At 73.4% G+C, this 24,297-nt stretch carries 20 protein-coding genes and 1 pseudogene; 16 read left to right on the plus strand and 5 right to left on the minus strand.

What is annotated here, in order from left to right:
- The first annotated feature begins 42 nt into the window (after window positions 1-42).
- The 4 genes from D1J63_RS26960 to D1J63_RS26975 all read left to right on the plus strand — a co-directional run bounded on the left by D1J63_RS26960 (window position 43) and on the right by D1J63_RS26975 (window position 5,726).
- A complete protein-coding gene (locus tag D1J63_RS26960; protein WP_125632389.1) occupies window positions 43-1,386 on the plus strand; it encodes an NYN domain-containing protein in 1,344 nt (447 codons plus the stop codon).
- Window positions 1,387-1,616: 230 nt separating this feature from the next.
- On the plus strand, window positions 1,617-2,657 hold the full coding sequence (locus D1J63_RS26965; protein WP_102928469.1) for a C40 family peptidase: 1,041 nt from the start codon (window positions 1,617-1,619) through the stop codon (window positions 2,655-2,657).
- A 227-nt stretch (window positions 2,658-2,884) separates the two neighbouring features.
- On the plus strand, window positions 2,885-3,901 hold the full coding sequence (locus tag D1J63_RS26970; RefSeq protein ID WP_125632391.1) for a C40 family peptidase: 1,017 nt from the start codon (window positions 2,885-2,887) through the stop codon (window positions 3,899-3,901).
- 631 nt (window positions 3,902-4,532) lie between these two features.
- Window positions 4,533-5,726 carry a hypothetical protein gene (locus D1J63_RS26975; RefSeq protein ID WP_241235614.1) on the plus strand — a complete coding sequence of 398 codons (1,194 nt, stop codon included), beginning with the start codon at window positions 4,533-4,535 and terminating at the stop codon, window positions 5,724-5,726.
- Here the strand turns inward: D1J63_RS26975 and D1J63_RS26980 are convergent.
- Window positions 5,683-6,954, minus strand: coding sequence for a glycosyltransferase family 87 protein (locus D1J63_RS26980; RefSeq protein WP_125635842.1), 1,272 nt, complete (start codon window positions 6,952-6,954; stop codon window positions 5,683-5,685). The genes D1J63_RS26975 and D1J63_RS26980 overlap by 44 nt on opposite strands.
- 134 nt (window positions 6,955-7,088) lie before the next feature.
- Between D1J63_RS26980 and D1J63_RS26985 the strand changes: the two genes are divergently transcribed.
- On the plus strand, window positions 7,089-8,231 hold the full coding sequence (locus D1J63_RS26985) for a glycosyltransferase family 4 protein (RefSeq protein ID WP_125632393.1): 1,143 nt from the start codon (window positions 7,089-7,091) through the stop codon (window positions 8,229-8,231).
- 127 nt (window positions 8,232-8,358) lie between these two features.
- Here D1J63_RS26985 and D1J63_RS26990 read toward each other — a convergent pair whose 3' ends face one another.
- A complete protein-coding gene (locus D1J63_RS26990; protein WP_125632395.1) occupies window positions 8,359-10,155 on the minus strand; it encodes an AMP-dependent synthetase/ligase in 1,797 nt (598 codons plus the stop codon).
- A gap of 309 nt (window positions 10,156-10,464) precedes the next feature.
- On the opposite strand from D1J63_RS26990, the gene D1J63_RS26995 reads away from it, so the two are divergent.
- The 6 genes from D1J63_RS26995 to D1J63_RS27020 all read left to right on the plus strand — a co-directional run bounded on the left by D1J63_RS26995 (window position 10,465) and on the right by D1J63_RS27020 (window position 15,766).
- Window positions 10,465-11,262, plus strand: coding sequence for a metallophosphoesterase (locus D1J63_RS26995; RefSeq protein ID WP_125632397.1), 798 nt, complete (start codon window positions 10,465-10,467; stop codon window positions 11,260-11,262).
- Window positions 11,263-11,399: 137 nt separating this feature from the next.
- On the plus strand, window positions 11,400-11,837 hold the full coding sequence (locus D1J63_RS27000; RefSeq protein ID WP_125632400.1) for an SRPBCC family protein: 438 nt from the start codon (window positions 11,400-11,402) through the stop codon (window positions 11,835-11,837).
- Window positions 11,838-12,032: 195 nt separating this feature from the next.
- Window positions 12,033-13,205, plus strand: a complete 1,173-nt coding sequence (locus D1J63_RS27005) for an ArsA-related P-loop ATPase (protein WP_125632402.1) — start codon at window positions 12,033-12,035, stop codon at window positions 13,203-13,205.
- A gap of 63 nt (window positions 13,206-13,268) precedes the next feature.
- Window positions 13,269-13,877, plus strand: a complete 609-nt coding sequence (locus D1J63_RS27010; protein ID WP_125632405.1) for a DUF5304 domain-containing protein — start codon at window positions 13,269-13,271, stop codon at window positions 13,875-13,877.
- Between the two features lie 54 nt (window positions 13,878-13,931).
- A complete protein-coding gene (locus D1J63_RS27015; RefSeq protein ID WP_102930948.1) occupies window positions 13,932-14,885 on the plus strand; it encodes an ROK family glucokinase in 954 nt (317 codons plus the stop codon).
- A 128-nt stretch (window positions 14,886-15,013) separates the two neighbouring features.
- Window positions 15,014-15,766 (plus strand): endonuclease/exonuclease/phosphatase family protein, encoded by a 753-nt coding sequence (locus tag D1J63_RS27020; protein ID WP_125632407.1) that lies wholly within the window; start codon window positions 15,014-15,016, stop codon window positions 15,764-15,766.
- A gap of 19 nt (window positions 15,767-15,785) precedes the next feature.
- Here the strand turns inward: D1J63_RS27020 and D1J63_RS27025 are convergent, their stop codons facing one another.
- Window positions 15,786-16,403: a hypothetical protein gene (locus D1J63_RS27025; RefSeq protein ID WP_125632409.1), complete on the minus strand. Its 618-nt coding sequence runs from the start codon at window positions 16,401-16,403 to the stop codon at window positions 15,786-15,788.
- Entirely contained in the window at window positions 16,396-17,199 is an 804-nt protein-coding gene (locus D1J63_RS27030; protein ID WP_125632411.1) for an alpha/beta fold hydrolase, read from the minus strand. Before D1J63_RS27030 ends, D1J63_RS27025 begins: the two co-directional genes overlap by 8 nt.
- A 151-nt stretch (window positions 17,200-17,350) precedes the next feature.
- On the opposite strand from D1J63_RS27030, the gene D1J63_RS27035 reads away from it, so the two are divergent.
- From D1J63_RS27035 to D1J63_RS27055, 5 genes and pseudogenes are all read left to right on the plus strand, one after another.
- The gene (locus tag D1J63_RS27035; protein WP_180989103.1) at window positions 17,351-18,082 is read left to right on the plus strand and encodes a lysophospholipid acyltransferase family protein; all 732 of its coding nucleotides are present in this window, start codon (window positions 17,351-17,353) and stop codon (window positions 18,080-18,082) included.
- Between the two features lie 28 nt (window positions 18,083-18,110).
- Window positions 18,111-19,361: a DUF5931 domain-containing protein gene (locus D1J63_RS27040; RefSeq protein WP_102930952.1), complete on the plus strand. Its 1,251-nt coding sequence runs from the start codon at window positions 18,111-18,113 to the stop codon at window positions 19,359-19,361.
- Entirely contained in the window at window positions 19,354-20,031 is a 678-nt protein-coding gene (locus tag D1J63_RS27045) for a response regulator transcription factor (RefSeq protein ID WP_164712989.1), read from the plus strand. Before D1J63_RS27040 ends, D1J63_RS27045 begins: the two co-directional genes overlap by 8 nt.
- A 56-nt stretch (window positions 20,032-20,087) precedes the next feature.
- Window positions 20,088-21,148, plus strand: a pseudogene (locus D1J63_RS27050) (6-phosphofructokinase).
- 105 nt (window positions 21,149-21,253) lie between these two features.
- Window positions 21,254-22,249: a 2-hydroxyacid dehydrogenase gene (locus D1J63_RS27055; RefSeq protein WP_125632413.1), complete on the plus strand. Its 996-nt coding sequence runs from the start codon at window positions 21,254-21,256 to the stop codon at window positions 22,247-22,249.
- Here D1J63_RS27055 and D1J63_RS27060 read toward each other — a convergent pair.
- A complete protein-coding gene (locus D1J63_RS27060; RefSeq protein WP_125632416.1) occupies window positions 22,201-24,108 on the minus strand; it encodes an anthranilate synthase family protein in 1,908 nt (635 codons plus the stop codon). The genes D1J63_RS27055 and D1J63_RS27060 overlap by 49 nt on opposite strands.
- Window positions 24,109-24,297 lie beyond the last annotated feature (189 nt).

A 24,297-nucleotide genomic window follows, 5' to 3' on the forward strand; every position in this document is an offset into this window, starting at 1 on the left:
GCGATTCCGGCCCGGGATCGCCCTGAGACATTGGGGTGACGGATGGTGGAGACACACGGCGGGGGGCCGGGCGACGGCGCCGCTGAGGTGCTCGACCGCCCGCTGCCCGACGGCGTGCGCCGCCGGGTCGTGCAGATCGTGTCCGACGGCTTCGGCTCGCTCACCCTCGGCGAGCTGCCCGCCCAGCTGAGGCAGTACGCCAGGTTCGCGCCGAACCGCCGGGTCAAGTTCGCCGGCAACGCCATGGCCGCCGCCGTGGAGACCGACGCGCTCTTCCGGCAGCGCATCGGCGAGAAGCTCCGCGACGCCCAGCCCGAACTGGCCGGCGCCCTGGACGCCGGGTCCGCGCTCCCGGCCGCCGACCCCCTGGACGTGGCCGCCGCCGCCTACGTGCTGCGCCCGCACGGCTGGGTGAAGCTGGTGACCGCCGCCGGTGAGGAGGCGCAGCGCGCGGACGCCGAGCGCGCCGACGAGGAGAGCCGCGCGGAGCTGGAACGACTGCGCGAGGAGCTGTCCCGGGCCCGGGAGCAGACCAAGGGCGAGAGCGAGCGGCTGCGGGCCGAGCTGGACGCGGCGAAGCGGGAGACCGAGTCGCTGCACCGCAAGCTGCGCTCCGCCCTCAGCGACGTCAAACGCGGCGAGGCGGCCCTGCGCAAGCTCCGGGCCGAGACGGACGCCGTGCGCGCCGATGCGCACACCCGGGTGTCCGCCGCCGAGAGCGAGACCCGACGGCTCAAGACCCGCCTCGGGGAGGCGGAGGCCGCCCTGGAGGCCACCCGCAAGGCGGCCCGCGAGGGACGCAGCGTCGAGGACATGCGCGTACGGCTGCTGCTCGACACCCTCCTCGACGCCACCCAGGGGCTGCGCCGCGAGCTGGCGCTGCCCCCGGTGTCCGTGCGGCCCGCCGAGACCGTGGACGCGGTCGAGCCGGGCCGGATGACGCCCAAGGACATCGCCAACCGGGCCCTGTCCGAGAACGACCCGGCGATCCTGAACCAGTTGCTGGCGCTGCCCCAGGCCCATCTGGTCGTCGACGGCTACAACGTCACCAAGACCGGCTATCCGCAGATGCCGTTGGAGAAGCAGCGGCTGCGGCTGCTCGGCCAGCTCTCCCAGCTCGCCGCGCAGACCGGCGCCGAGATGACCTGTGTCTTCGACGGGGCCGAACTGGTGGCGCCCGTGCTGCTCGCGCCGCCGCGCGGGGTGCGGGTGCTGTTCTCCAAGCCCGGTGTCACCGCCGACGAGCTGATCCGCCAGCTGGTGCGGGCCGAACCGCCGGGCCGGCCGGTCATCGTCGTCTCCACCGACCGCGAGGTCGCCGACGGCGTGGCGCGCGCCGGCGCACGCCCGGTGGCGTCCGCGGTGCTCCTCAAGCGGCTTTCCTAGCCCCTCATCACTTCCGCACCAACCGTAACGTAGGCGCTCTATGCCCGAATTGACGGAACCGTCACGCAACGTAGTGTCAGATGGGCGTCACTGCAGGTGAGTTGCGGCAAATAACGCGGTGCGTAACCGTGATTTTTCGGCGGAGGATTTGAACTGATCACGAGTGGGTCACTAGGGTCACCCTTCGAACCCTCGAACGGGTGATCCCTCTCAAGAAGGAGCTCGTCTCCGTGGCGTCCCACCGTCGTCCCAAGCAGCCGAGCCGCACGCGTGTGACCGTGCTCACCACCGCTGCCGCCGCCGCTGTCGCTCTCAGTTCCCAGGCCGCCAACGCCGCCCCGAGCGAGAAGCCGAGCAAGGACGAGGTCAAGGCCAAGGTCGACAAGCTCTACGAGGAGGCCGAGCAGGCCACCGAGAAGTACAACGGCGCCAAGGAGAAGCAGGAGAAGCTCCAGAAGGAGATCTCCACCCTCCAGGACAACGTCGCCCGCGGTCAGGAGGAGCTCAACGAGCTGCGCGACGGCCTCGGTTCGATGGCCAGCGCCCAGTACCGCTCCGGCGGCATCGACCCCTCCCTCCAGCTCTTCCTGTCCGCCGACCCGGACAACTACCTGGACAAGGCCTCCACCCTGGACCAGCTGAGCGGTCAGCAGGTCGAGGCGCTGAAGAAGATCCAGGAGAAGCAGCGCGACCTGGCCCAGCAGCGCTCCGAGGCCTCCGAGAAGCTCAAGGACCTCTCCGCCACCCGCACCGAACTGGGCAACAAGAAGAAGGAAGTCCAGGGCAAGCTCTCCTCCGCGCAGAAGCTGCTCAACACGCTCACCGCGCAGGAGAAGGCCGCCCTCCAGCAGGAGGAGCAGCGCGCCAACCGCACCAGCGAGCGCCAGGTCCTCTCCGGCAAGACCACCCCCGCCTCCGGCCGCGCGGGCGCCGCCTTCGCCGCCGCGCAGAGCAAGATAGGCACGCCGTACGTCTACGGCGCCACCGGCCCGTCCTCCTTCGACTGCTCGGGCCTGACCTCCTGGGCGTACGCGCAGGCCGGCGTCGGCATCCCGCGGACCTCCCAGGCACAGGCCAACTACGGCACGCGGATCTCCTCGATGAGCCAGCTGCAGGTCGGCGACCTCGTCTTCTTCTTCAACGACCTGCACCACGTCGGCCTCTACGCCGGCAACGGCCAGGTCCTGCACGCGCCGCGCACCGGCACGAACGTGCGCTACGAGTCGATGAGCACCATCGGCGGCCCCTTCATGTTCGGCGTACGGGTCTGACCCGAGGGCCCGGGATCCCGAGGCCCGCGCCACCCGAAGTCACCCCTGCCGTACCGCCCGTTCGGGCGAATCGCGTCCGGGCCCTGTGACCCCCCGCCCCGCCGGTGACCTGCGTCAGCGGCGGGGCGTCGCGCTGCGCGGCCCCGGAGGTCGTTGGCCGGTGCCCCGTCGCGGGGTTACTGTCTGCCGCGTTTCCCCGTCCGTCAGCGGAAGGAGTGCGGCTTCCCGTGGGGTCCCATCGCCGCCTTGCACCATCCGGGTTCGACCGCGGCTCCACCGCCGCCGTCGGCCTGCTCTCCGTGGCCGCCGCACTCCTGGGCGCCGTACCGGCCACGGCCGCCCCGCACGACGACCGGCGGGCGGAGGTGGACCGGCTGCACGCCGAGGCGGAGCGGGCGACCGAGGCCTACAACCAGGCCGACGCGCGCACCGACCGGCTGCGCGAGGAGGTCGCGACCGCGCAGGACTCCATCGCCCGGCAGCAGCAGCACGTCAACACCCTGCGGGACGCGCTCGGTTCGCTGGCCGGTGCCCAGTACCGCTCCGGCGGCGTCGACCCATCGCTGGCGCTGCTGCTCTCGGCCGAGCCGGACGACTACCTCGACCGGGCCCTGGTGCTGGACCGGATCACCACCCGCCGGGCCGGGGAGCTGAAGGAACTCCAGCAGGCGATGCGCGACCTCGCCCAGGACCGTGCGGAGGCGGCTGCCAAGCTGACCGAGCTGGAGAAGGGCCGCAAGGCCGTCGCCGCCCACAAGAAGACCGTGGAGCGCAAGCTCGCCAAGGCCCGCGCCCTGCTCGCCGCCCTGCCGGACGACGAACGCGCCGCCTACCGGCGCGGCTCCCGCTCCGGCCGCGAGGACCTGACCGCCCTCGCCGGTGCCGCCGCCCCCGCCTCCGGCCGGGCCGCCGCCGCCTTCGCCGCCGCCCGCTCCGCCCTCGGCAAGCCGTACGTCTGGGGCGCCAACGGCCCCTCCGGCTTCGACTGCTCGGGCCTGACCCAGTGGGCGTACGCGCAGGCCGGCGTCGGCATCCCGCGCACCTCGCAGGCGCAGACCGGCGCCGGACGGCACGTTTCCCTGGCCGAGGCACGCCCCGGCGACCTGGTCGCCTACCGCGACGACGCCAGTCACATCGCCATGTACGCCGGCAACGGCCAGGTGATCCACGCCCCCTACCCCGGCGCACCGGTGCGCTACGACCCGGTCGGCATGATGCCGATCTCCTCGGTCACCCGGGTGTGACCGGCGCGGGCCCGCAGGCCGCCCGCTGAGGCCTCTCGCAGCCCGTGCCGCCCTTCCCGGCCCCCGGCGACGGGCGAGGCCTCTCCCGGCGTCTTCGCCCCCGCCGCCGGTGCGGTCCACCGCGGCCCGGGCGGCGGCCCTCGGCGGCCCGTTGAGGCCTTTCGCAGCCCGTGCCGCCCTTCCCGGCCCCCGGCGGCGGGTGGGGCCTCTCCCGGCGTCTTCGCCCCTGCCGCCGGTGCGGTTCCACCGCGGCTCGGGCGGCGGCTCCCGGTGGCCCGTTGAGGCCTTTCGCAGCCCGTGCCGCCCTTCCCGGCCCCCGGCGGCGGGTGGGGCCTCTCCCGGCGTCTTCGCCCCTGCCGCCGGTGCGGTCCACCGCGGCTCGGGCGGCGGCTCCCGGTGGCCCGTTGAGGCCTTTCGCAGCCCGTGCCGCCCATCCCGGCCCCCGGCGGCGGGTGGGGCCTCTCCCGGCGTCTTCGCCCCCGCCGCCGGTGCGGTCCACCGCGGCCCGGGCGGCGGCCCCCGGCGGCCCGCACGGACCGCCCGGGTGCCTGCTCCGCACGCCCGCCACGTCCGCGGCCCCCACGCACCTCGCCCGCTGCCTTCCGCCGCCCCCGCCCGTACGATCGGGAAGGTGGCTGGTCGCAGGCGGGTGTCGGGGTCCTCGGTGGTGGTGCTGTGCCTGCTGCTGGCCGGGCTCGTGGGCTGCGGCAGCCGGAGCACGACCGACTCCGACCGGACCGACGTCCAGCGGGTGCTGGACCGGCGCGCGGCGGCCGTCCTCGCCCACGACGCGACCGCCTATGCGCGCACCGGCACCGGCACCGGCTTCGGCAACCTGAGCGCGATCCCGCTGGCCGCCTGGTCCTACCGGGTGCGGGAGGTGGACCGCACCGGCGACCGGGCCACCGCCGACGTCGAGCTGCGCTACCGCGTCGAGGGCTACGACCGGGGCGCCGTCGCCACCGGCCGCACGGTCCGGCTGAGCCGGGACGGCAGCGGCGGAGGCTGGTCCGTCGACTCCGACCGGCCCGCGAAGAAGTCCGGCCAGCAGCCCTGGGACCAGGGCGCGGTCCAGGTCGTCCGCGGGACGCACAGCCTCGTCCTGGGCGTCGGGCAGCCCACCGACACCCTGCGCCGCTTCGCCGCCCTGGCCGACCGGGCGGTGCCCGCCGTCTCGGACGCCTGGGACGGCGACTGGGCCCGCCGGGTCGTCGTGGTCGTCCCCCGCTCCCTGGAGGGCATGGCGGGCCTGCTCGGGTCCCCCGCCTCCTCCTACCGGGGCATCGCCGCCGTCACCACCGGGGAGACGGGCGGCCGGGAGCGCGCGCCCGCGGACCGGATCATCGTCAACCCCGACGCCTACGGGCTCCTCGGCGACCTCGGCAAGCAGGTGGTGCTCACCCACGAGACCACCCACGTCGCCACCCGCGCCGACACCACCTCCGCCACCCCGCTGTGGCTCTCCGAGGGGTACGCCGACTGGGTCGGCTACCGCGACAGCGGACGCACCCCAGCCCAGGCCGCCCCCGAACTGGCCGGCGCGGTCGCCGGTGGCGAGCTGCCCGCGCGGCTGCCGATCGACGACGACTTCGGCTTCACCGCCGACGCCGAGGAACTGGCCCGGGCGTACGAGGGCGGCTGGCTGGCCTGCCGGATGATCGCCGAGCAGTGGGGCGAGGACCGGCTCGACGCCTTCTACCGCGCCGTGGGCGCCCACGACGAGCGCGCCGGCGCCGTGGAGGACGCGATGAGGAAGGTGCTCGGAACGACCCCGGACGACTTCACGGCGCGCTGGCGGGAGTATCTGCGGACGCGGCTCGGCTGAGCGGCTCCGGCTCCCCGGCCCCGACCGGCGTCCCGCGCCGCCGCACCGTGTCCCGCCACAGGACCCGGGCGCCGACCACGGAGGCGGCCACCAGCAGGCCGTTGCGGACGGCCAGCAGCGCGATGCCCAGCGGGGTGCTCGTCACGACGTCGCCGAACAGGAGCGGGAACTCCAGCACCGTCACCAGGCTCGCCACCAGCACCAGGGTGACCGGCACCCGCATCCGGCTCGCCCGGAAGCACCAGCAGACCGCACCGAGGCCGATCAGCCACACCAGGTACTGCGGGCTGATCACCCGGCTGGTCACCGTGAACATCAGCACCGCCACGAAGGCCGCGTCCGCCGCCGTGTGCGCCGCGAACCGCGCGGCCACCGGCCGCCGGGCGGCCGCCAGCCGCCACAGCAGCAGCCAGCCGAACGCCACCGCGCTCAGCCCCAGCGAGACCGTGCCCACCGTGCCCACGTGCGGGCCCAGGAACTCCATCGAGCCGTAGTTCAGCAGCACCCCGCCCTCCCAGCCGAAGTGCCGGGCGACGTGGAAGACCAGCGAGCCCAGCGACTCGACCTCGATGCCCCGCTCGCGCTGGAACGTCAGGAACGCGAACCCGCCGGGCATCGACACGGCGAACAGCGCGGCGAGCCCCGCGCCGCTCAGCACGGCGGCGACCCACGGCGCCCGCCCCCGCATCCCGAGCAGTACCAGCGCCGGCCACACCTTCAGCAGCGCCCCCAACGCCGCCAGGCCCCCCGCAACGCGCGGATGCCGGGCGGCGGCGAGCAGCGCGGCCACCGCGACGGCGGTGACCATCACGTCGTAGCGGGCGTACACCGTGGGACCGAGCAGCGGCACGCCCACCACCCACACCCACGCACCGCGCGGCGAGCGCCCCGCCCCCCGCCCCGCGTGCCACAGCAGCGCGAGGACGGCGGCGTCCGTGACGCAGACGAGGACGAAGAACGCCGTCGGGTACGTCAGGAAGGGCAGCAGGGCGGGGGAGAGGATCGCCAGGGCCGCGGCCGGCGGGTACTGCCAGGTGACGTCGTCCAGCGGAAACGTTCCGGTGCCCAGGACGTCGTACCAGCCCCGGTAGATGACGGACACGTCGCTCGTGACGTCCGGGCCGGGGAAGACCAGCACCTTCAGCACGAACAGCAGCAGCACCAGCCGCGAGGCGCCCCAGGTCGACAGCAGCCACACCGGTGACCGCCTCGCGTCCTTCGTCTTCACGTGCTCCCTGCCCGTCCGTGCCCGCCGGTCCATGCCGCCTTCTGGTGCGGACATGATGACCCGGACACCTGTACGCGTGCCACAGGAGGCGACCCCGCCCGGCACCCGGCGACCGGTTCGGTAGGGTCGGCGACGTGCGCAAGACCTTGATCGTAACGAACGACTTTCCGCCCCGTCCGGGCGGCATCCAGGCCTTCCTGCACAACATGGCGCTGCGCCTGGACCCCGAGCGGCTCGTCGTCTACGCCTCCACCTGGAAGCGCGGCCGCGAGGGCGTCGAGGCCACCGCCGCCTTCGACGCCGAGCAGCCCTTCACCGTCGTACGGGACCGTACGACCATGCTGCTGCCGACGCCGGGCGCCACCCGGCGGGCGGTGGGCCTGCTGCGCGAGCACGGCTGCACCTCGGTGTGGTTCGGGGCGGCCGCGCCCCTCGGCCTGATGGCCCCGGCCCTGCGCAGGGCGGGCGCCGAGCGCCTCGTCGCCACCACCCACGGCCACGAGGCGGGCTGGGCCCAGCTGCCCGCCGCCCGGCAACTGCTGCGCCGGATCGGGGAGTCGACGGACACGATCACCTACCTCGGCGAGTACACCCGCTCCCGCATCGCGGGCGCGCTCACGCCCGAGGCCGCCGCCCGGATGGTGCAACTGCCGCCCGGCGTCGACGAGAAGACCTTCCACCCGGCCAGCGGCGGCGACGAGGTGCGCGCCCGCCTGGGCCTGACCGACCGCCCCGTCGTCGTCTGCGTCTCCCGCCTGGTCCCGCGCAAGGGCCAGGACACCCTGATCCGCGCCATGCCCCGCATCCTCGCCGCCGAGCCGGACGCCGTCCTCCTCGTCGTCGGCGGCGGCCCCTACGAGAAGGACCTGCGCCGCCTCGCCGCCGAGACCGGCGTGGCCGACTCCGTCCACTTCACCGGCCCCGTGCCCTGGTCCGAGCTGCCCGCCCACTACGGCGCCGGCGACGTCTTCGCCATGCCCTGCCGCACCCGCCGCGGCGGCCTCGACGTGGAGGGCCTGGGCATCGTCTACCTGGAGGCCTCGGCAACCGGCCTGCCCGTCGTCGCTGGCGACTCGGGCGGCGCCCCCGACGCCGTACTCGACGGCGAGACCGGCTGGGTGGTCCACGGCAACGACCCGAACGAGTCCGCGGACCGCATCACCACCCTCCTCGCCGCCCCGGAACTCCGCCGCAGGATGGGCGAGCGGGGCCGGACGTGGGTGGAGGAAAAATGGCGCTGGGACCTACTGGCGGAGCACTTGAAGGCGTTGCTGTAACACGGTCCCCTGGGCAGCACCGGGGACTGAAGACACCTAGGGGCGCGGGGAACTGCGCGACAAGCCACGACGCACCCGCACTCGCCCGCGGCGACAAGGGGGCACCCCACAAGGCGCCCCCTCCCCACTACTTGGCGTAGATCGCCTCGATCTCGTCCGCGTAGTCCTTGGCGACAACATTCCGCTTCAGCTTCAACGACGGCGTCAAATGCCCCGAGTCCTCGGTGAACTGCGCCCCCAGCACCCGGAACTTGCGCACCGACTCAGCCTTCGACACCGCCGCGTTCCCGTCGTCGATCGCGTCCTGGATCGCCGCGAGCAGCTCCGGGTCCTCCCGCAACGACACCGCGCTGGAGCCGGCCGGCTTCCCGTGCTCCGCGCACCAGCGGCCCAGGAACTCCTCGTCGAGGGTGACCAGCGCGCCCACGAAGGGCCGCCCGTCGCCGACCACCATGCACTCCGCGACCAGTGCGTGCGCGCGGATGCGGTCCTCTATGACGGCCGGGGCGACGTTCTTGCCGCCGGCGGTGACGATGATCTCCTTCTTGCGACCGGTGATCCGCAGGTAGCCGTCCTCGTCGAGGGTGCCGATGTCGCCGGTGTGGAACCAGCCGTCGGCCAGCGCCTCGGCGGTCGCGCCCGGGTTGTTCCAGTACTCCTTGAACAGGTGCTCGCCGTGCAGCAGCACCTCGCCGTCGTCCGCGATGCGCACCACGGAGCCGGGCAGCGGCTGGCCGACCGTGCCGATCTTCTGCCGGTCCCACGGGTTGAAGGCGGTGGCCGCGCAGGACTCGGTCAGGCCGTAGCCCTCCAGGACCGTGAAGCCGATGCCGCGGAAGAAGTGGCCGAGCCGCTCGCCGAGCGGGGCGCCGCCGGAGATGGCGTACTCGCCGCGCCCGCCGAGGACCGTACGGAGCTTGCTGTAGACCAGCTTGTCGAAGACCTTGTGCTTGATCTTCAGGCCGACGGACGGACCCGACGGGGTGTCCAGGGCCTTGCTGTACGCGATCGCGGTGTCCGCGGCGCGGTCGAAGATCTTGCCCTTGCCGTCGGCCTGCGCCTTGGCGCGCGCCGAGTTGTAGACCTTCTCGAAGACGCGCGGCACGCCGAGGATCAGCGTGGGCCGGAAGGCGGCCAGCTCGTCGGTGAGGTTCTTGATGTCCGGGACGCAGCCCAGCTTGATCGGCGCGATCATCGGCGCGACCTGCACCAGCCGCCCGAAGACGTGCGCGAGGGGCAGGAAGAGGAGGACCGAGCACTCACCGGTGCGGAAGAGCGGCCGCAGCCGTTCCACCACGTTCCCGCACTCGGCGAAGAAGCTGCGGTGGGTGAGGACACAGCCCTTGGGGCGGCCCGTGGTGCCGGAGGTGTAGACGATGGTCGCGGGGTCGTCGGCCTTGGCGATCGAGCCCCGCTCCTCGACGGTGCGGTCCGTGACGTCCTGGCCCAGGCGACCCAGTTCCTCCACGCCGCCCGCGTCGATCTGCCAGACGTTCTTCAGGGCGGGCAGCTGCTCGCGCACCGACTCGACGGCGGCGGCGTGCCCGGCCGACTCCACGACGCACGCCGTGGCGCCCGAGTCGCTGAGGATCCACTGCACCTGCTCCGGCGAGCTGGTCTCGTACACCGGCACGGTGATCGCGCCCGCGCTCCAGATCGCGAAGTCCAGCAGGGTCCACTCGTACCGCGTGCGGGACATCAGGCCGACCCGGTCGCCCGGCTGGACGCCGGAGGCGATCAGACCCTTGGCGGCGGAGTGCACCTCGGCGAGGAAGGCACGCGCGGTCAGGTCCTGCCAGGCGCCGCCCGCCTTCCGGGCGATGACGGCGACGTCGGGATGCTGCGCGGCGTTTCTGCGGACGATGTCGGTCAGGTTTCCGTCCGCGGGGACCTCGTACAAGGCCGGAAGGCTGAACTCGCGCAAGACTGCTGCTCCTCATAGGGCGCCGGCGCCACGACACTGTGTGATGCGACGGTGCGGTCCAAGGCTCGGGCAAGTGCTCGGGAAACTCATGCGGAATTCACATGTTGAAACCCAGAGCACGACTGGACTGCCCGGACGTTACCCGCCGGTATGCGTTCTCCGACAGGGGGTCCCCACGAGATGTTCGCTGCGTCACACGGATGGGGTTTGCTTTGCGCACAGTAGTCGACGGATCAACCGACCAGCCAGTAACCGCAGGTCCGGCCGCCACTGTTCACATCAGCCGCGCGCTGCTTACGCTTGATCGCCATGGCACCCACACCGCCCCGTAACACGAGCACGCGCGTCCACGTGGTCAGCGACGTCCATGGCAACGCCCGCGACCTGGCCAGGGCCGGCGAGGGCGCCGACGCCCTGATCTGCCTCGGGGACCTGGTCCTCTTCCTCGACTACGCCGACCACTCGCGCGGCATCTTCCCCGACCTGTTCGGCGTCGCCAACGCCGACCGCATCGTCGCGCTGCGCACCGCCCGCCGCTTCGACGAGGCCCGGGAGTTCGGGACGCGGTTGTGGGCCGGGGTCGACGGGGACCGGCGGGAGCTGATCGAACGGGCGGTGCGCAAGCAGTACGCCGAGCTGTTCGCCGCCTTCCCCACCCCCACCTACGCCACCTACGGCAACGTCGACGTGCCGCCGCTGTGGTCCGAGTATGCCGGTCCCGGCACCACCGTGCTCGACGGGCAGCGGGTGGAGATCGGCGGCCGCGTCTTCGGTTTCGTCGGCGGCGGGCTGCGCACCGCGATGAACACGCCGTACGAGATCAGCGACGAGGCGTACGCCGCGAAGATCGAGGCCGTCGGCGAGGTGGACGTGCTGTGCACGCACATCCCGCCCCAGGTGCCGGAACTGGTCTACGACACGGTGGCCCGGCGCTTCGAGCGGGGCAGTCTGGCGCTCCTCGACGCGATCCGCCGCACCCGCCCCCGGTACGCCCTGTTCGGGCACGTCCACCAGCCGCTGGTCCGGCGCATGCGCATCGGGGCGACCGAGTGCGTGAACGTCGGCCACTTCGCGTCGACGGGACGGCCGTGGGCGCTGGAGTGGTGAACGTGCGCGGCGAACCCGTGCAGGTGGGTGGTGGCATCCGCCGTCGCGGTGCGCGATAGCCTTCACGCGGCACACACGTGCGCGTCATGCGCGCACGACCACCTCAGTAGCGGCCCGCATCCGGAGGAGCCACGGCGATGGCGGAACACACCAGCTCGAGCATCACCATCGAGGCGGCACCCGCCGACGTCATGGCGGTGATCGCCGACTTCGCGCGCTACCCCGACTGGACGGGCGAGGTGAAGGAGGCCGAGGTCCTCTCGACCGACGCGCAGGGGCGTGCCGAGCAGGTCCGACTCGTCATGGACGCCGGCGCGATCAAGGACGACCAGACGCTGGGCTACACCTGGACCGGCGAGCACGAGGTCTCCTGGACGCTGGTGAAGTCCCAGATGCTGCGCTCCCTCGACGGCTCCTACCTCCTCCGCCCGGCGGGCACCGGCACGGAGGTCACCTACCGCCTCACGGTGGACGTCAAGATCCCCATGCTCGGCATGATCAAGCGCAAGGCGGAAAAGGTCATCATCGACCGAGCCCTGGCCGGCCTGAAGAAGCGCGTGGAGTCGAAAAAGTAACGCAGCCGCGGGCAGTGGCCACGCCGCCGTAGCCGCGGGCAGTCGCCAAGCCGTCGTAACTGCGGGCAGTCGTGCCGCTGGGGCGGCACGGGTGGGCGCAGCGGCACCCCGGCAGCGCCGGGCCGCGCTCCCCCCCCCGAGCCCCAGCGCCGGGTCACCAGCCAACCGGCGGAGCCCCAGGTACCGTTCACCCCCATGCGCACCCTCCTGCTCACAGGCCCCGGCGGCACCGGCCGTACCACCGTCGCCGCCGCCACCGCGCTCAAGGCCGCCCGCGAGGGCACCCGCACCCTCCTCCTCGGCACCGACCGCGACGACACCCTCGGCGCCGTACTCGGCGTGCCCACCGGCCCCGCGCCCACCCCCGTCGCCCCCGGCCTCACCGCGTGGCGCCCCGACGCCGCCCAGGGCTTCCGGGACGCCCTCGCCGCCCTCCAGGACCGCGCCGCCTCCGCGCTCGACCTGCTCGGCGCCTCCCGCCTCGACCCCGAGGAGCTGACCCCGCTCCCCGGCGCCGACGACCTCGCCCTGCTGCGCGCCCTGCGCGAGGCCGCCCTCGCCGAGGCGCACGACCTCCTCGTCGTGGACCTCCCGCCCGCGCCCCGCGCCCTCGCCCTGCTCGCCGCGCCCGAGGAACTGCGCCGCAGCCTGCGCCGCCTGCTCCCGCCCGAACGACAGGCCGCCCGGGCCCTGCGCCCCGTCCTCGGCCGGCTCGCGGGCGTCCCCATGCCCGCCGAGGCGCTGTACGAGGCGACCGCCCGCTGGGAGCTGGAACTGGCCGCCGCGGAGGCCGTCCTGGCCGACCGGAACACCACCGTCCGGCTGGTCGCCGAGCCGGGGCCGGCCGGAGCCGACGCCGTCCGCGCCACCACCCTCGGTCTCGCCCTGCGCGGCCTGCGCACCGACCTGCTGGTCGCCAACCGCGTCCTGCCCGAGGACGTCCCGGCGGACAGCTGGCTCGGCGGCCCCCTCGCCCAGCAGCGCAAGACGCTGGAGGAGTGGCAGGGCACGTACGACGTCCACGCCGTCGCCCACCTCGGCCGCGACCCGCGCGGCACGGACGACCTCGCCGCCCTCGACGTGCCCGGCGTCAACCCGGCCGCCTCCCCGGTCGAGTGGCCCGTCACCGACCGGCTGGCCGAGGACGGCGTCCTGGTCTGGCACATCCCGCTGCCCGGCGCCGTACGCGAGGAGCTCGACCTGGTCCGCCGCGGGGACGAACTGGTCGTCGCTGCGGGTCCGTTCCGCCGCACCGTCCCGCTGCCCTCCGCGCTGCGTCGCTGCACCGTGGACGGGGCCGCGCTGCGGGAGGACACCCTCGCCGTCCGGTTCGCGCCGGACCCGGGGCTGTGGCCGCGGGGACGATGACCCGACGGGGGCCGGGGCCGTTCGGGTAACGTCGTAAGGACGAACCGTAGTCAGGAGTCCGTCATGAGCGAAGAGCTCCCCCCGTCCGAGGCGCCCCGCCCCGACGAGGCCGACACGGTCGACGAGACACGTGCGACCGACGAGACGCGTGCGACCGACGAGACGCGTGCGACCGGTGAGACGCGAGCGACCGCCGAGGCGCATGCCACCGACGCCGACGCCTGGGCGACGGCGTGCGCCGAGGACCTGGAGGCGGAGAAGGCCCGCCGCCGTGCCGAGTACGGGCCGCCGCCCGGCTCCGCCGCCGAGGAGCTGCGCCGGCTCGTCGACACCGTCGCCGACAAGCTGGCCGGCCTCCAGTCCCCGCTGCTCGGCCAGGTCGCCGGGCCCGCCGCCCAGCAGGTGGTCCGGCAGGTCGTCCAGCAGGCGAAGGCCGCCGTCGAACCGGTCATCGAGCGCAACCCGGACGTGTTCGACCACCTCGCCGCCGCCGGCGGCGAACTCCTCGCCGCCTACCGCTCCGCCGTCCAGAACCAGGAACGCCGCTGGACCACCGGCGACACCGCCGCCAAGGATCCGAGCGACCCCCGCGACCAGGGCGAACGCGGCACCGACGGCCGGGACGAGGACGACGGCGGCACCGGTCCGGGCCAGCGCATCGACCTGGACTGAGCCCCGCCTCGGGTACGGTTGCCCTTAGCGGGGCTCGACCGAACTGAGGGATTCATGGGACTCACCATCGGCGTCGACATCGGCGGCACGAAGATCGCGGCCGGCGTGGTCGACGAGGAAGGCAACATCCTCTCGACCCACAAGGTGCCGACCCCCACCACACCCGAGGCCATCGTGGACGCCATCGCCACCGCGGTGGAGGGCGCGCGCGTGGGGCACGAGATCGTCGGCGTCGGTATCGGTGCCGCCGGATACGTCAACCGCCAGCGCTCCACGGTCTACTTCGCGCCCAACATCGACTGGCGCCAGGAGCCGCTCAAGGAGAAGGTCGAGGCGCGCGTCGGCCTCCCCGTCGTCGTGGAGAACGACGCCAACGCCGCGGCCTGGGGCGAGTACAAGTTCGGCGGCGGCAAGGGCCACCGCAACGTCATCTGCATCACCCTGGGCACCGGCCTCGGCGGCGGCATCATCATCGGCAACAAGCTGCGCCGCGGTCACTTCGGCGTGGCCGCGGAGTTCGGCCACATCCGCATGGTGCCCGACGGCCTGCTGTGCGGCTGCGGCTCGCAGGGCTGCTGGGAGCAGTACGCGTCGGGACGGGCGCTGGTGCGGTACGCCAAGCAGCGTGCCAATGCCACCCCCGAGCGCGCTGAGGTACTGCTCGCGCTCGGCGACGGCACCCCCGACGGCATCGAGGGCAAGCACATCTCGGTCGCCGCCCGCCAGGGCTGCCCGGTCGCCGTCGACTCCTACCGGGAACTGGCCCGCTGGGCCGGCGCCGGCCTCGCCGACCTGGCCTCGCTCTTCGACCCGTCCGCGTTCATCGTCGGCGGCGGCCTCTCGGACGAGGGCGACCTGGTCCTCGACCCGATCCGCAAGTCGTACAAGCGCTGGCTGGTCGGCGGCAACTGGCGCCCGGTCGCCGACGTGATCGCCGCCCAACTCGGCAACAAGGCCGGCCTGGTCGGCGCGGCCGACCTGGCCCGGGAACCCGACCCGATCATGTAACGGTCGCTTTTCGAGCGACGGGATCCGTCCCGACCTCAGGGGCGCGGGGAACTGCGCGACAAGCCACGTATTACCGGCAGTCGCCCACGAACCTCGCGCCCCGAGCTCGTAGGCGTACATTGATCAACATGGAGCAGCTCCCCAACTCCCAGACAGAACCCGACGGTTCCGCGGTCGTCCGCGTCCTGAGCTACAACATCCGCTCGCTGCGCGACGACACCGACGCCCTCGCCCGCGTCATCAAGGCCTGCGCGCCCGACCTGGTCCTCCTCCAGGAGGCACCCCGCTTCTTCCGCTGGCGCAAGAAGATCACCCGGCTCGCCGCCGCCAGCGACCTGGTCCTGCTCTCCGGCGGCGCCACCGCCGCCGGCCCCGCGCTGCTCTGCTCCCTGCGGGCCACCGTGGAGCGCACCGAGGACGTGCTGCTTCCGCTCACCCCCGGTCAGCACCGCAGGGGCCTGGCCACCGCCGTGGTCCGGTTCGGCGGGGCCCGTCTCGGCGTCCTCAGCACCCACCTGTCGCTGCGGGCCGAGGAGCGCCACCAGCAGGCCGGCCTGCTCCTCGACCACCTGGCCGGCCTCGGCGTGCCGCACGCCGTGGCGGGCGGGGACCTGAACGAGCGCCCCGGCGGCCGCACCTTCCGGCGGCTCGGCGACGGACTGCGCGACTGCTGGACCGCCGCGCCCTGGGGCGGGGAGTACACCTTCCCCGCCACCGCCCCCGACCGCCGTATCGACGCGGTCTTCGTCACCGAAGGCGTCGAGGTGCTGGGCTGCGGGGTGCCGTCGGGACTGCCCGGAGTGGCGGAGGACGACCTGAGGGCGGCCACGGACCACCTCCCGGTCCTGACCGCCCTCCGCGTACCCGCGACCCCCGCCTGACCGGAGTCCGGCCGACCGGCTACACCACCGCGCCCCGCCCCGGATCGTCGTCGTCCTCGTCGTCCGTCCGCATCCGCACGACCAGGGTGGCGAAGCCGCCGAGGAAGCCGCCGATGCTCAGGGTCGTCAGCCACCAGGTCATGTCCCAGCCGAGCAGCACCGCCAGCAGGAGCAGCACGGGGCCGCCGATCACCCCCAGCCAGGCGAACTTCGCGGTGGGGTCGGCATCGGGCAGCGGCGGCGGCTCGGGCGGCACGAAGTGGCCCTCGTCGTCCGGGTCGAAGTCGTCGTCGGACGGCTCGGCGGGCGTGTGGTCGCGGGGACCGACACCGGGCGCGAACGCGACGGAGCTGCCCAGCGGCCGGTCCGGGGCGGGCCGGTCCGCCGACGGCTTCTCGTCGTTCACCTCCGGCTCCAGCAGCGCCAGGTCCTCGACCGACTTGAAAGGCTTCGCGCCCGGCGGATCCGGGGGCTCCTCCCCGTACCCGGCGACGATCGCGTCCCAGGCGGCGGCCTCGTCGAAGGGCACGTCCTGCGCCCCGGGCCCGCCGTCCGCGGCCGGCTCCCGCCCCTCGCGGTGCTCCCGCTCCAGGTCCCGCTCCTCGCGGTCCTCGCGGTCGGAGTCGTGCTCAGCCACCTGCGGCCGTCCCTTCCTCGCCGAGACCGGACTCCGGTTCTTTGACGGAACCGGGCGCGAGCCGGCCGATGAACGCGACGCTCTCCGCGAAGATCCGGTCCGCATCGTGGTCCAACGTCGCCACGTGGTAGCTCTGTTCCAGCAGGATCTCCGTCACGTCCGTCGAGGACACCCGGCCCAGGATCCGCGCCGAGTCGGCGGGCGGCACCACGTGGTCCTGCGGGCTGCGCAGCAACAGCAGCGGCTGGGTCACCTGGGGCAGGTCGCCGTCGGCCAGCCGGAAGAAGGCGCGCAGCGAGTGCGCCGAGTGCAGCGGCACCCGGTCGTACCCCAGCTCCGTGCTGAGTGGCTTGGCGATGTCGCTGGCGATGCCCTTCGTGGCCGGCACCAGGTGGCGCAGGAGGGGCAGGGCGTGCTGGGCGACGCCGTGCATGCGGTTCGCCGGGTTCACGACGACGACGCCCGCCACCGCGTCCCCGTGCTTCGCGGCCAGCCGCAGCGCCAGCGCGCCGCCCATGGACAGGCCGGCCACGAAGACCCGGGCGCAGCGCTCGCGCAGGGCGCGCAGCTCGCGGTCCACCTCCGCGTACCAGTCCTGCCAGCCCGTGACCTGCATGTCCTGCCAGCGGGTGCCGTGCCCGGGCAGCAGCGGCAGCGTCACCGTCAGGCCGCGCTCGGCCAGATACCGGGCCCAGGGACGCAGCGACTGCGGGGAACCCGTGAAACCGTGACAGAGGAGGACGCCGGCCTCCCCGCCCTCGTGGCGGAACGGCTCGGCTCCGGGCAGCACCGGCACGTCTCGGTCTCCTGTCGTCAGGGGGGACTCGCGGGTCTTTCACCGTACGCGACCGCACTGACACCGACCAGGGCCGTCGGGGCCATTGACGGTGTCCCGGGATAAGGTCTGACCCACGGACACGGGAGGCACTGGGTTGTTGTACGGCACGATGAAGCTCACCATCGGAGGGTCGCTGAAGCTTGCCTTCCGGCCCTGGGTGGAGGGCCTGGAGTACATCCCGGCCGACGGCCCCGCCATTCTGGCGAGCAACCACCTCTCGTTCTCCGACTCGTTCTTCCTGCCCGCCGTCCTCGACCGCAAGGTGACCTTCATCGCCAAGGCCGAGTACTTCAACACGCCCGGGGTCAAGGGCAGGCTGACCGCCGCCTTCTTCAAGGGCGTGGGCCAGCTCCCCGTGGACCGTTCCGGCGCGCGCGGCGCGGGAGAGGCCGCCATCAAGAGCGGCATAGAGGTCCTGGAGCGCGGCGAGCTGTTCGGCATCTACCCCGAGGGCACCCGCTCCCCGGACGGCCGCCTCTACCGCGGCAAGCCGGGCGGCCTCGCGCGCGTGGCCCTCGCCACCGGCGCGCCCGTGATCCCGGTCGCCATGATCGACACCGAGAAGATCCAGCCGCCCGGCCAGGTGATGCCGAAGCTGATGCGTCCCGGCATCCGCATCGGCAAGCCGCTGGACTTCTCCCGCTACCAGGGCATGGAGCACGACCGCTTCGTGCTCCGCGCGGTGACCGACGAGGTCATGTACGAGATCATGAAGCTCTCCGGCCAGGAGTACGTCGACATGTACGCGACCGCCATGAAGCGGCAGCTCGCGGAGGCGGCGAAGGCCGAGAAGGAAGCGGGCAAGGCGGCGAAGGCCGGGAAGGACCGGGCCGGGACGTAGCCCGGGAAGGGCCCGGGGAGGGGGGAACATGGCCAGGCGCGAGAGAGTCATGAGGATGTCGGTCGAGCTGCCGCTGTGGCGCGCGCTCGCCGGCTACCGCGTGCTCACCATGCTGTACGCGATCGGGTTCTTCGCCACCGCCTACTCCGGGTTCGCCCGCCCCTGGCTCGCCGTCGCCTACTACGCCGTCCTCTTCGTCTGGACCCTGGCCACCCTCCCCAAGGTCACGAACGCCGCGAACTGCACCAAGCGGTTCCTCGCCGCCGACCTCACCGTCGCGCTCACCGGCATCCTGCTCACGCCCTTCGCCGACGCCCACGAGCGCGTCATGGACGGCGGTCCGACCCTGCCGTCGATATGGACCGCCGGTTCCGTGCTGGCCTTCGCCATCAAGGGCGGCTGGCGCTGGGCCGCCGTCGCCTCCACCCTCGTCGCCGTCGCCAACCTGGTCGAACGCGGCACCCCGGCCCGCGACACCGTCCACAACGTCGTCCTCGTCTGGGTCGCCTCCATCGCCATCGGCTACGTCGTCGAGGTCGCCCGCGCCTCCGAGCGCACCCTCGCCCGCGCCCTGGAGATCGAGGCGGCGACCAGGGAGCGCGAGCGCCTCGCCCGGGACATCCACGACAGCGTGCTCCAGGTGCTGGCGATGGTGCAGCGCCGGGGCGCCGTCATCGGCGGCGAGGCGGCCGAACTGGGCCGGCTGGCCGGTGAGCAGGAGGTGGCCCTGCGCACCCTGGTCTCCGGGGGCCTGGTGCCCGTCTCCCGTGTGTCGGAGGACGCCGCGGAGGGCGCCGTCGTCCGGATGGTCGAGGAACCGGAGGGGGCCGACCCGGACGGCCCCGTCGACCTGCGCGCCCTGCTCGCCCCGTACGCCGGCTCGCTGGTGAACCTCGCCGAGCCGGGCGCCCCGGTCCTGCTCGCCCCGGCGGCCGCACGGGAGCTGGCGGCCGCGGTGGGCGCCGCGCTGGACAATGTCCGCGAGCACGTCGGTGAGCAGGCCCGCGCGTGGATCCTGGTCGAGGACGAACCGGACGAGGTGATCGTCACCGTCCGCGACGAGGGGCCCGGCATCCCGGACGGGCGGCTGGCCGAGGCCGAGGGCGAGGGCCGGCTCGGCGTGGCCCTGTCGATCCGCGGCCGGCTGCGCGACCTCGGCGGCACGGCCGAACTGATCTCGGTGCCCGGCCAGGGCACCGAAGTCGAACTGAAGGCACCGAAGAAGACCGCCGGTACCCGCGGTACCGGCGCACGGGGGAAGGCAGCGGATCATGAGTGAACGACAGGGCCCGATCAGGGTCATGGTGGTCGACGACCACCCGATGTGGCGCGACGCCGTGGCCCGCGACCTGGCCGAGTCCGGCTTCGACGTGGTCGCCACCGCCGGTGACGGCGACCAGGCGGTGCGCCGGGCAGCCGCCGTCGCGCCCGACGTCCTCGTGCTCGACCTCAACCTGCCCGGCAAGCCCGGCGTCCAGGTCTGCAAGGAGGTCGTCGGCACCGACCCGAAGCTGCGTGTCCTCGTGCTCTCGGCGAGCGGGGAGCACGCCGACGTGCTGGAGGCGGTCAAGTCCGGCGCGACCGGCTACCTGCTGAAGTCGGCCTCCACCGAGGAACTGCGGGACGCGGTGCGCCGTACGGCCGCCGGCGACCCGGTCTTCACCCCGGGACTCGCCGGACTCGTCCTCGGCGAGTACCGCCGCCTGGCCTCCGAACCCGCGCCCGCCGCGGGCACCGACGACCCCGGCGCGCCCCGGCTCACCGACCGGGAGACCGAGGTGCTGCGCCTGGTCGCCAAGGGCCTGAGCTACAAGCAGATCGCCGAACGCCTCGTCATCTCCCACCGCACCGTGCAGAACCACGTCCAGAACACCCTCGGCAAGCTCCAGCTGCACAACCGCGTGGAGCTGGTGCGGTACGCGATAGAACGGGGTCTGGACGACGCGTGACCCGCGCGGGACAGTGGACTGGCCTCAACCACCCACTGTGGCAAGGGGATCACGCGATGAAGGTCGGAGTACTGACCGGCGGCGGCGACTGCCCCGGGCTCAACGCCGTCATCCGGGCCGTCGTCCGCAAGGGCGTCCAGGAGTACGGCTACGACTTCACCGGCTTCCGGGACGGCTGGCGCGGCCCCCTGGAGGGCGACACCGTCCCGCTCGACATCCCGGCCGTCCGCGGCATCCTGCCCCGCGGCGGCACCGTCCTCGGCTCCTCGCGCACCAACCCGCTCCAGCAGCGGGACGGCATCCGGCGCATCAAGGACAACCTCGCCGCACTCGGCGTCGAGGCGCTCATCACCATCGGCGGCGAGGACACCCTCGGCGTCGCCACCCGCCTCGCCGACGAGTACGGCGTGCCCTGCGTCGGCGTCCCCAAGACCATCGACAACGACCTGTCCGCCACCGACTACACCTTCGGCTTCGACACCGCCGTCGGCATCGCCACCGAGGCCATCGACCGGCTGCACACCACCGCCGAGTCCCACATGCGCGTCCTGGTCGTCGAGGTCATGGGCCGGCACGCCGGCTGGATCGCCCTCCACTCCGGCCTGGCCGGCGGCGCCAACGTCATCCTCATCCCCGAGCAGCGCTTCGACGTCGAGCAGGTGTGCGCCTGGGTGACCTCCCGCTTCCGGGCCTCCTACGCCCCGATCGTGGTCGTCGCCGAGGGCGCGATGCCGCGCGACGGCGACATGGTGCTCAAGGACGAGTCGCTGGACTCCTACGGGCACGTCCGGCTGTCCGGGGTCGGCGAGTGGCTGGCCAAGCAGATCGAGAAGCGCACCGGCAACGAGGCCCGCACCACCGTCCTCGGCCACGTCCAGCGCGGCGGCACCCCCAGCGCCTTCGACCGCTGGCTCGCCACCCTCCCCCACTGCCTGAACGGCGTGGGGGGACCCCCATCGGCCTGCACGCCGTCGACTGCGTGCACGACGGGGACTTCGGCAAGATGGTCGCCCTGCGCGGCACGGACATCGTCCGCGTCCCGATCGCCGAGGCCACCGCCCGGCTGAAGACCGTCGACCCGGCGCTGTACGACGAGGTCGGCGTCTTCTTCGGCTGACCGGCGAGGGACTGGCCGCTGACCGGCGAGGGACCTGCCGCTGACCGGCGGGGGTGAGCCGAGGGCCGTATATTCGGCCCGGAGCCCACCACCACGGGAGCGGTCATGGAGATCCTTGCCTTCGGCGTACAGGCCGACGAGAAGCCCCTGATCGAACGCGCCTTCGGCGACCACGAGGACGTCCGCTGCCTGGACGTCTTCCTCAATGGGGACACCGCCCCCATCGCGGCCGGCCACGAGATCGTCTCCACGTCCGTCAACGCCGACCTCGGCGCGGAGGTCCTGGAGATCCTCGCGGCCGGCGGCACCCGGATGGTGGCCCAGCGCTCCACCGGCTTCAACAACGTCGACCTGGCCACCGCCGAGCGGCTCGGCATGACCGTGGCCCGGGTGTCGTACTACTCGCCGTACTCGGTCGCCGAGTTCGCCTGGGCCCTCGCCATGGCCGTCAACCGGCGGATCGTGCGCGCCTCCATCCGCACCCGCGACTTCGACTTCCGCCTCGACGGCCTGATGGGCCGCGACCTGCACGGCCGCACCGCCGGCGTGCTCGGCACCGGCAAGATCGGCGAGGCCTTCGCCCGGATCGCCCACGGCTTCGGCATGCGCCTGCTCGGCTGGGACGTCGCCGAGAACCCGGCCTGCGCGGAGCTGGGCATGCGCTACGTCCCCAAGGACGAGCTGCTCGCCCGCTCCGACCTGATCACCCTGCACGTCCCGCTGATGGCCGAGACCCGGCACCTGATCGACGCCGCCGCGCTGAGGGCGATGCGCGACGACGCCATCCTGATCAACTCCAGCCGCGGCGGACTGATCGACACCGCGGCCCTCGTCGGCGAACTGCGCGCGGGCCGGTTCTCGGGCGTGGGCCTGGACGTGTACGAGGCGGAGGCGGGCCTGTTCTTCCTCGACAAGTCCCTGGAGGCCGTCGAGGACGACACCCTGGCCCGCCTCGTCACCTTCCCGAACGTGCTGGTCACCTCGCACCAGGCGTACTACACCGAGGACGCCGTCGGGCAGATCGTCGAGACGACCGTGCGCAACGTCCTCGACTACCGGGCGGGCCGCCGTTCGGAGAACGTGCTCGTCCCGCGCAGCTGACCGGCCAGCTCCCGCACGATCGCCGTGCCGTTCAGCGTCAGCACCGACTCCGGGTGGAACTGCACCCCGGCGAAGCCGTCACCCCGCAGCGCGTGCACCTCGCCGCCCGCCGAGCGGCTCACCTCGATGCCGTGGGCGGCCAGCTCCAGAGCGGCCTCGTCGTCGCAGCGCGCCGTGAAGCTGTTGTAGAAGCCGACCGTCTCCCGCCGCCCGAACAGGTCGATCTCCGTCTGCGCCCCCTGGTACGGCACCTCCTTGCGGACGATGCCGAGCCCCAGCTCGGCCGCGATCAGCTCGTGTCCGAGGCAGACGCCGAGGACGCCGTGCCGGTGCGTCCCGAGCACCTCGGCGGTCAGGGAACGCAGGAAGCGCATCTTGCGGTCGGCCCGGTCCGAGGGGTCACCGGGTCCCGGCCCCAGCACCACCGGGCCGCCCCCGTGCCCCAGTACCGCCTCGCGCAGCCCCGGCTCGTCGTACCGCCGTACGCTCACCGTGAGCCCCGAGGAGCGCAGCACGTGCGCGAGCATCGCCGTGAAGGTGTCCTCCGCGTCGACGACCAGGGCGTGCCCGGTCAGCGCGGCCGACGGCTCCTGCATCCGCAGCCAGAACGGGGCCAGCGAGGCGCGGCGCCCGTCCAGCGCGGCCCGCACCCGGGGATCATCGGCCAGCCGCGGACGCTCGGCCTCCGCCCGCGGCCGGGCCGGACGTACGCCCAGCGCCGCCAGTACGCCGGCCGCCTTGGCGTGGGTCTCGGCGACCTCGCCCGCCGGGTCCGAGCCCCGCACCAGAGTGGCGCCGACCGGCACCCGCAGCCGGCCCTCCGCATCGATGTCGGCGGTGCGGATCAGGATGGGGGAGTCGAGCGTCTGGGGGCCGGCGGAACGCCCGGGGCCGTCCCCCGGGTCCCGCCCGAGCAGGGCCAGCGCGCCGGCGTAGTAGCCCCGCCCGCCGGTCTCGTGCCGCTCGATCACCCGGCAGGCGTTCTGCACCGGCGAGCCGGTGACCGTCGCCGCGAACATCGTCTCCCGCAGCACCTCCCGGGCGTCCAGGGAGGACTTGCCGCGCAGCTCGTACTCGGTGTGCGCGAGGTGCGCCATCTCCTTCAGCCGCGGGCCGACGACGACGCCGCCCATGTCGCCGACGGTGCACATCATCTTCAGTTCCTCGTCGACGACCATCGACAGCTCCTCGATCTCCTTGCCGTCGGCGAGGAAGTCGAGCAGGTGCTCGGGGGTCGGCCCCTCCGCGGGGTAGCGGTACGTGCCGCTGATCGGGTTCATGACGACCGTGCCCCCGGACATCCGCACGTGCACCTCCGGGCTGGCCCCGACCAGCGTGCGGTCCCCGGTGTGCACGACGAACGTCCAGTACGCGCCCCGCTCGCCCTCCAGCAGCCGCCGGAACAGGGCCAGCGCGTCGGCCCGCCCGAACCCGGGGATCCGCCCCTCGTACGTCCGCCGGATCACGAAGTTGGCGCCCTCGCCGCGCCCGATCTCCTCGTCCAGGACCCGGCCGACGGTCCGCGCGTACTCCTCGTCCCCGACGTCGAAGCCGCCGCCCTCGACCCGCACCTCGTGCGCGGGCAGCTGCGCCAGCGCCTCGGCGAGCGGGATGCCGTACCGCTCCTCGGGGGTGAGCATCAGCAGCGGGGTGCCGTCGTCGCGGACGTCGAAGCCGCGTTCGCGGATCTGCCGGAAGGGGACGAGCGCCAGGCCTTCGTCGGGCAGGTCGGCGAGTTCGTCGTGCTCCGTGACCGGGCCGAGCAGCAGTTCCACGAGGTCGTGGTCGTGGCCCGGGGCGCGGCGGCGCAGCAGGGCGAAGGGGCGGGGGTCGGTCAGGAGGCTGTCGAGCGGTGTCATGGTCCGTGTCCTTCTCGGTTCGGCGGAGAGTTCGTCGGAGAGGAGGAACGGACCCGGGCTCGGAAACGCCGAAGGCCGCCCCTCGGGCGGCCTTCGCGGAGTCTTGCGTCGCGCGCAGTCAGTGGGCCGCCGGATGAGCGGTCCACCACCAGTTCTGGGTCGAGTGCGCGAACATGGCGTCGACCCTAG

The organism is Streptomyces sp. KPB2 (genome assembly GCF_003950055.1).
GTDB classification, from domain to species: Bacteria; Actinomycetota; Actinomycetes; order Streptomycetales; family Streptomycetaceae; genus Streptomyces; species Streptomyces salinarius.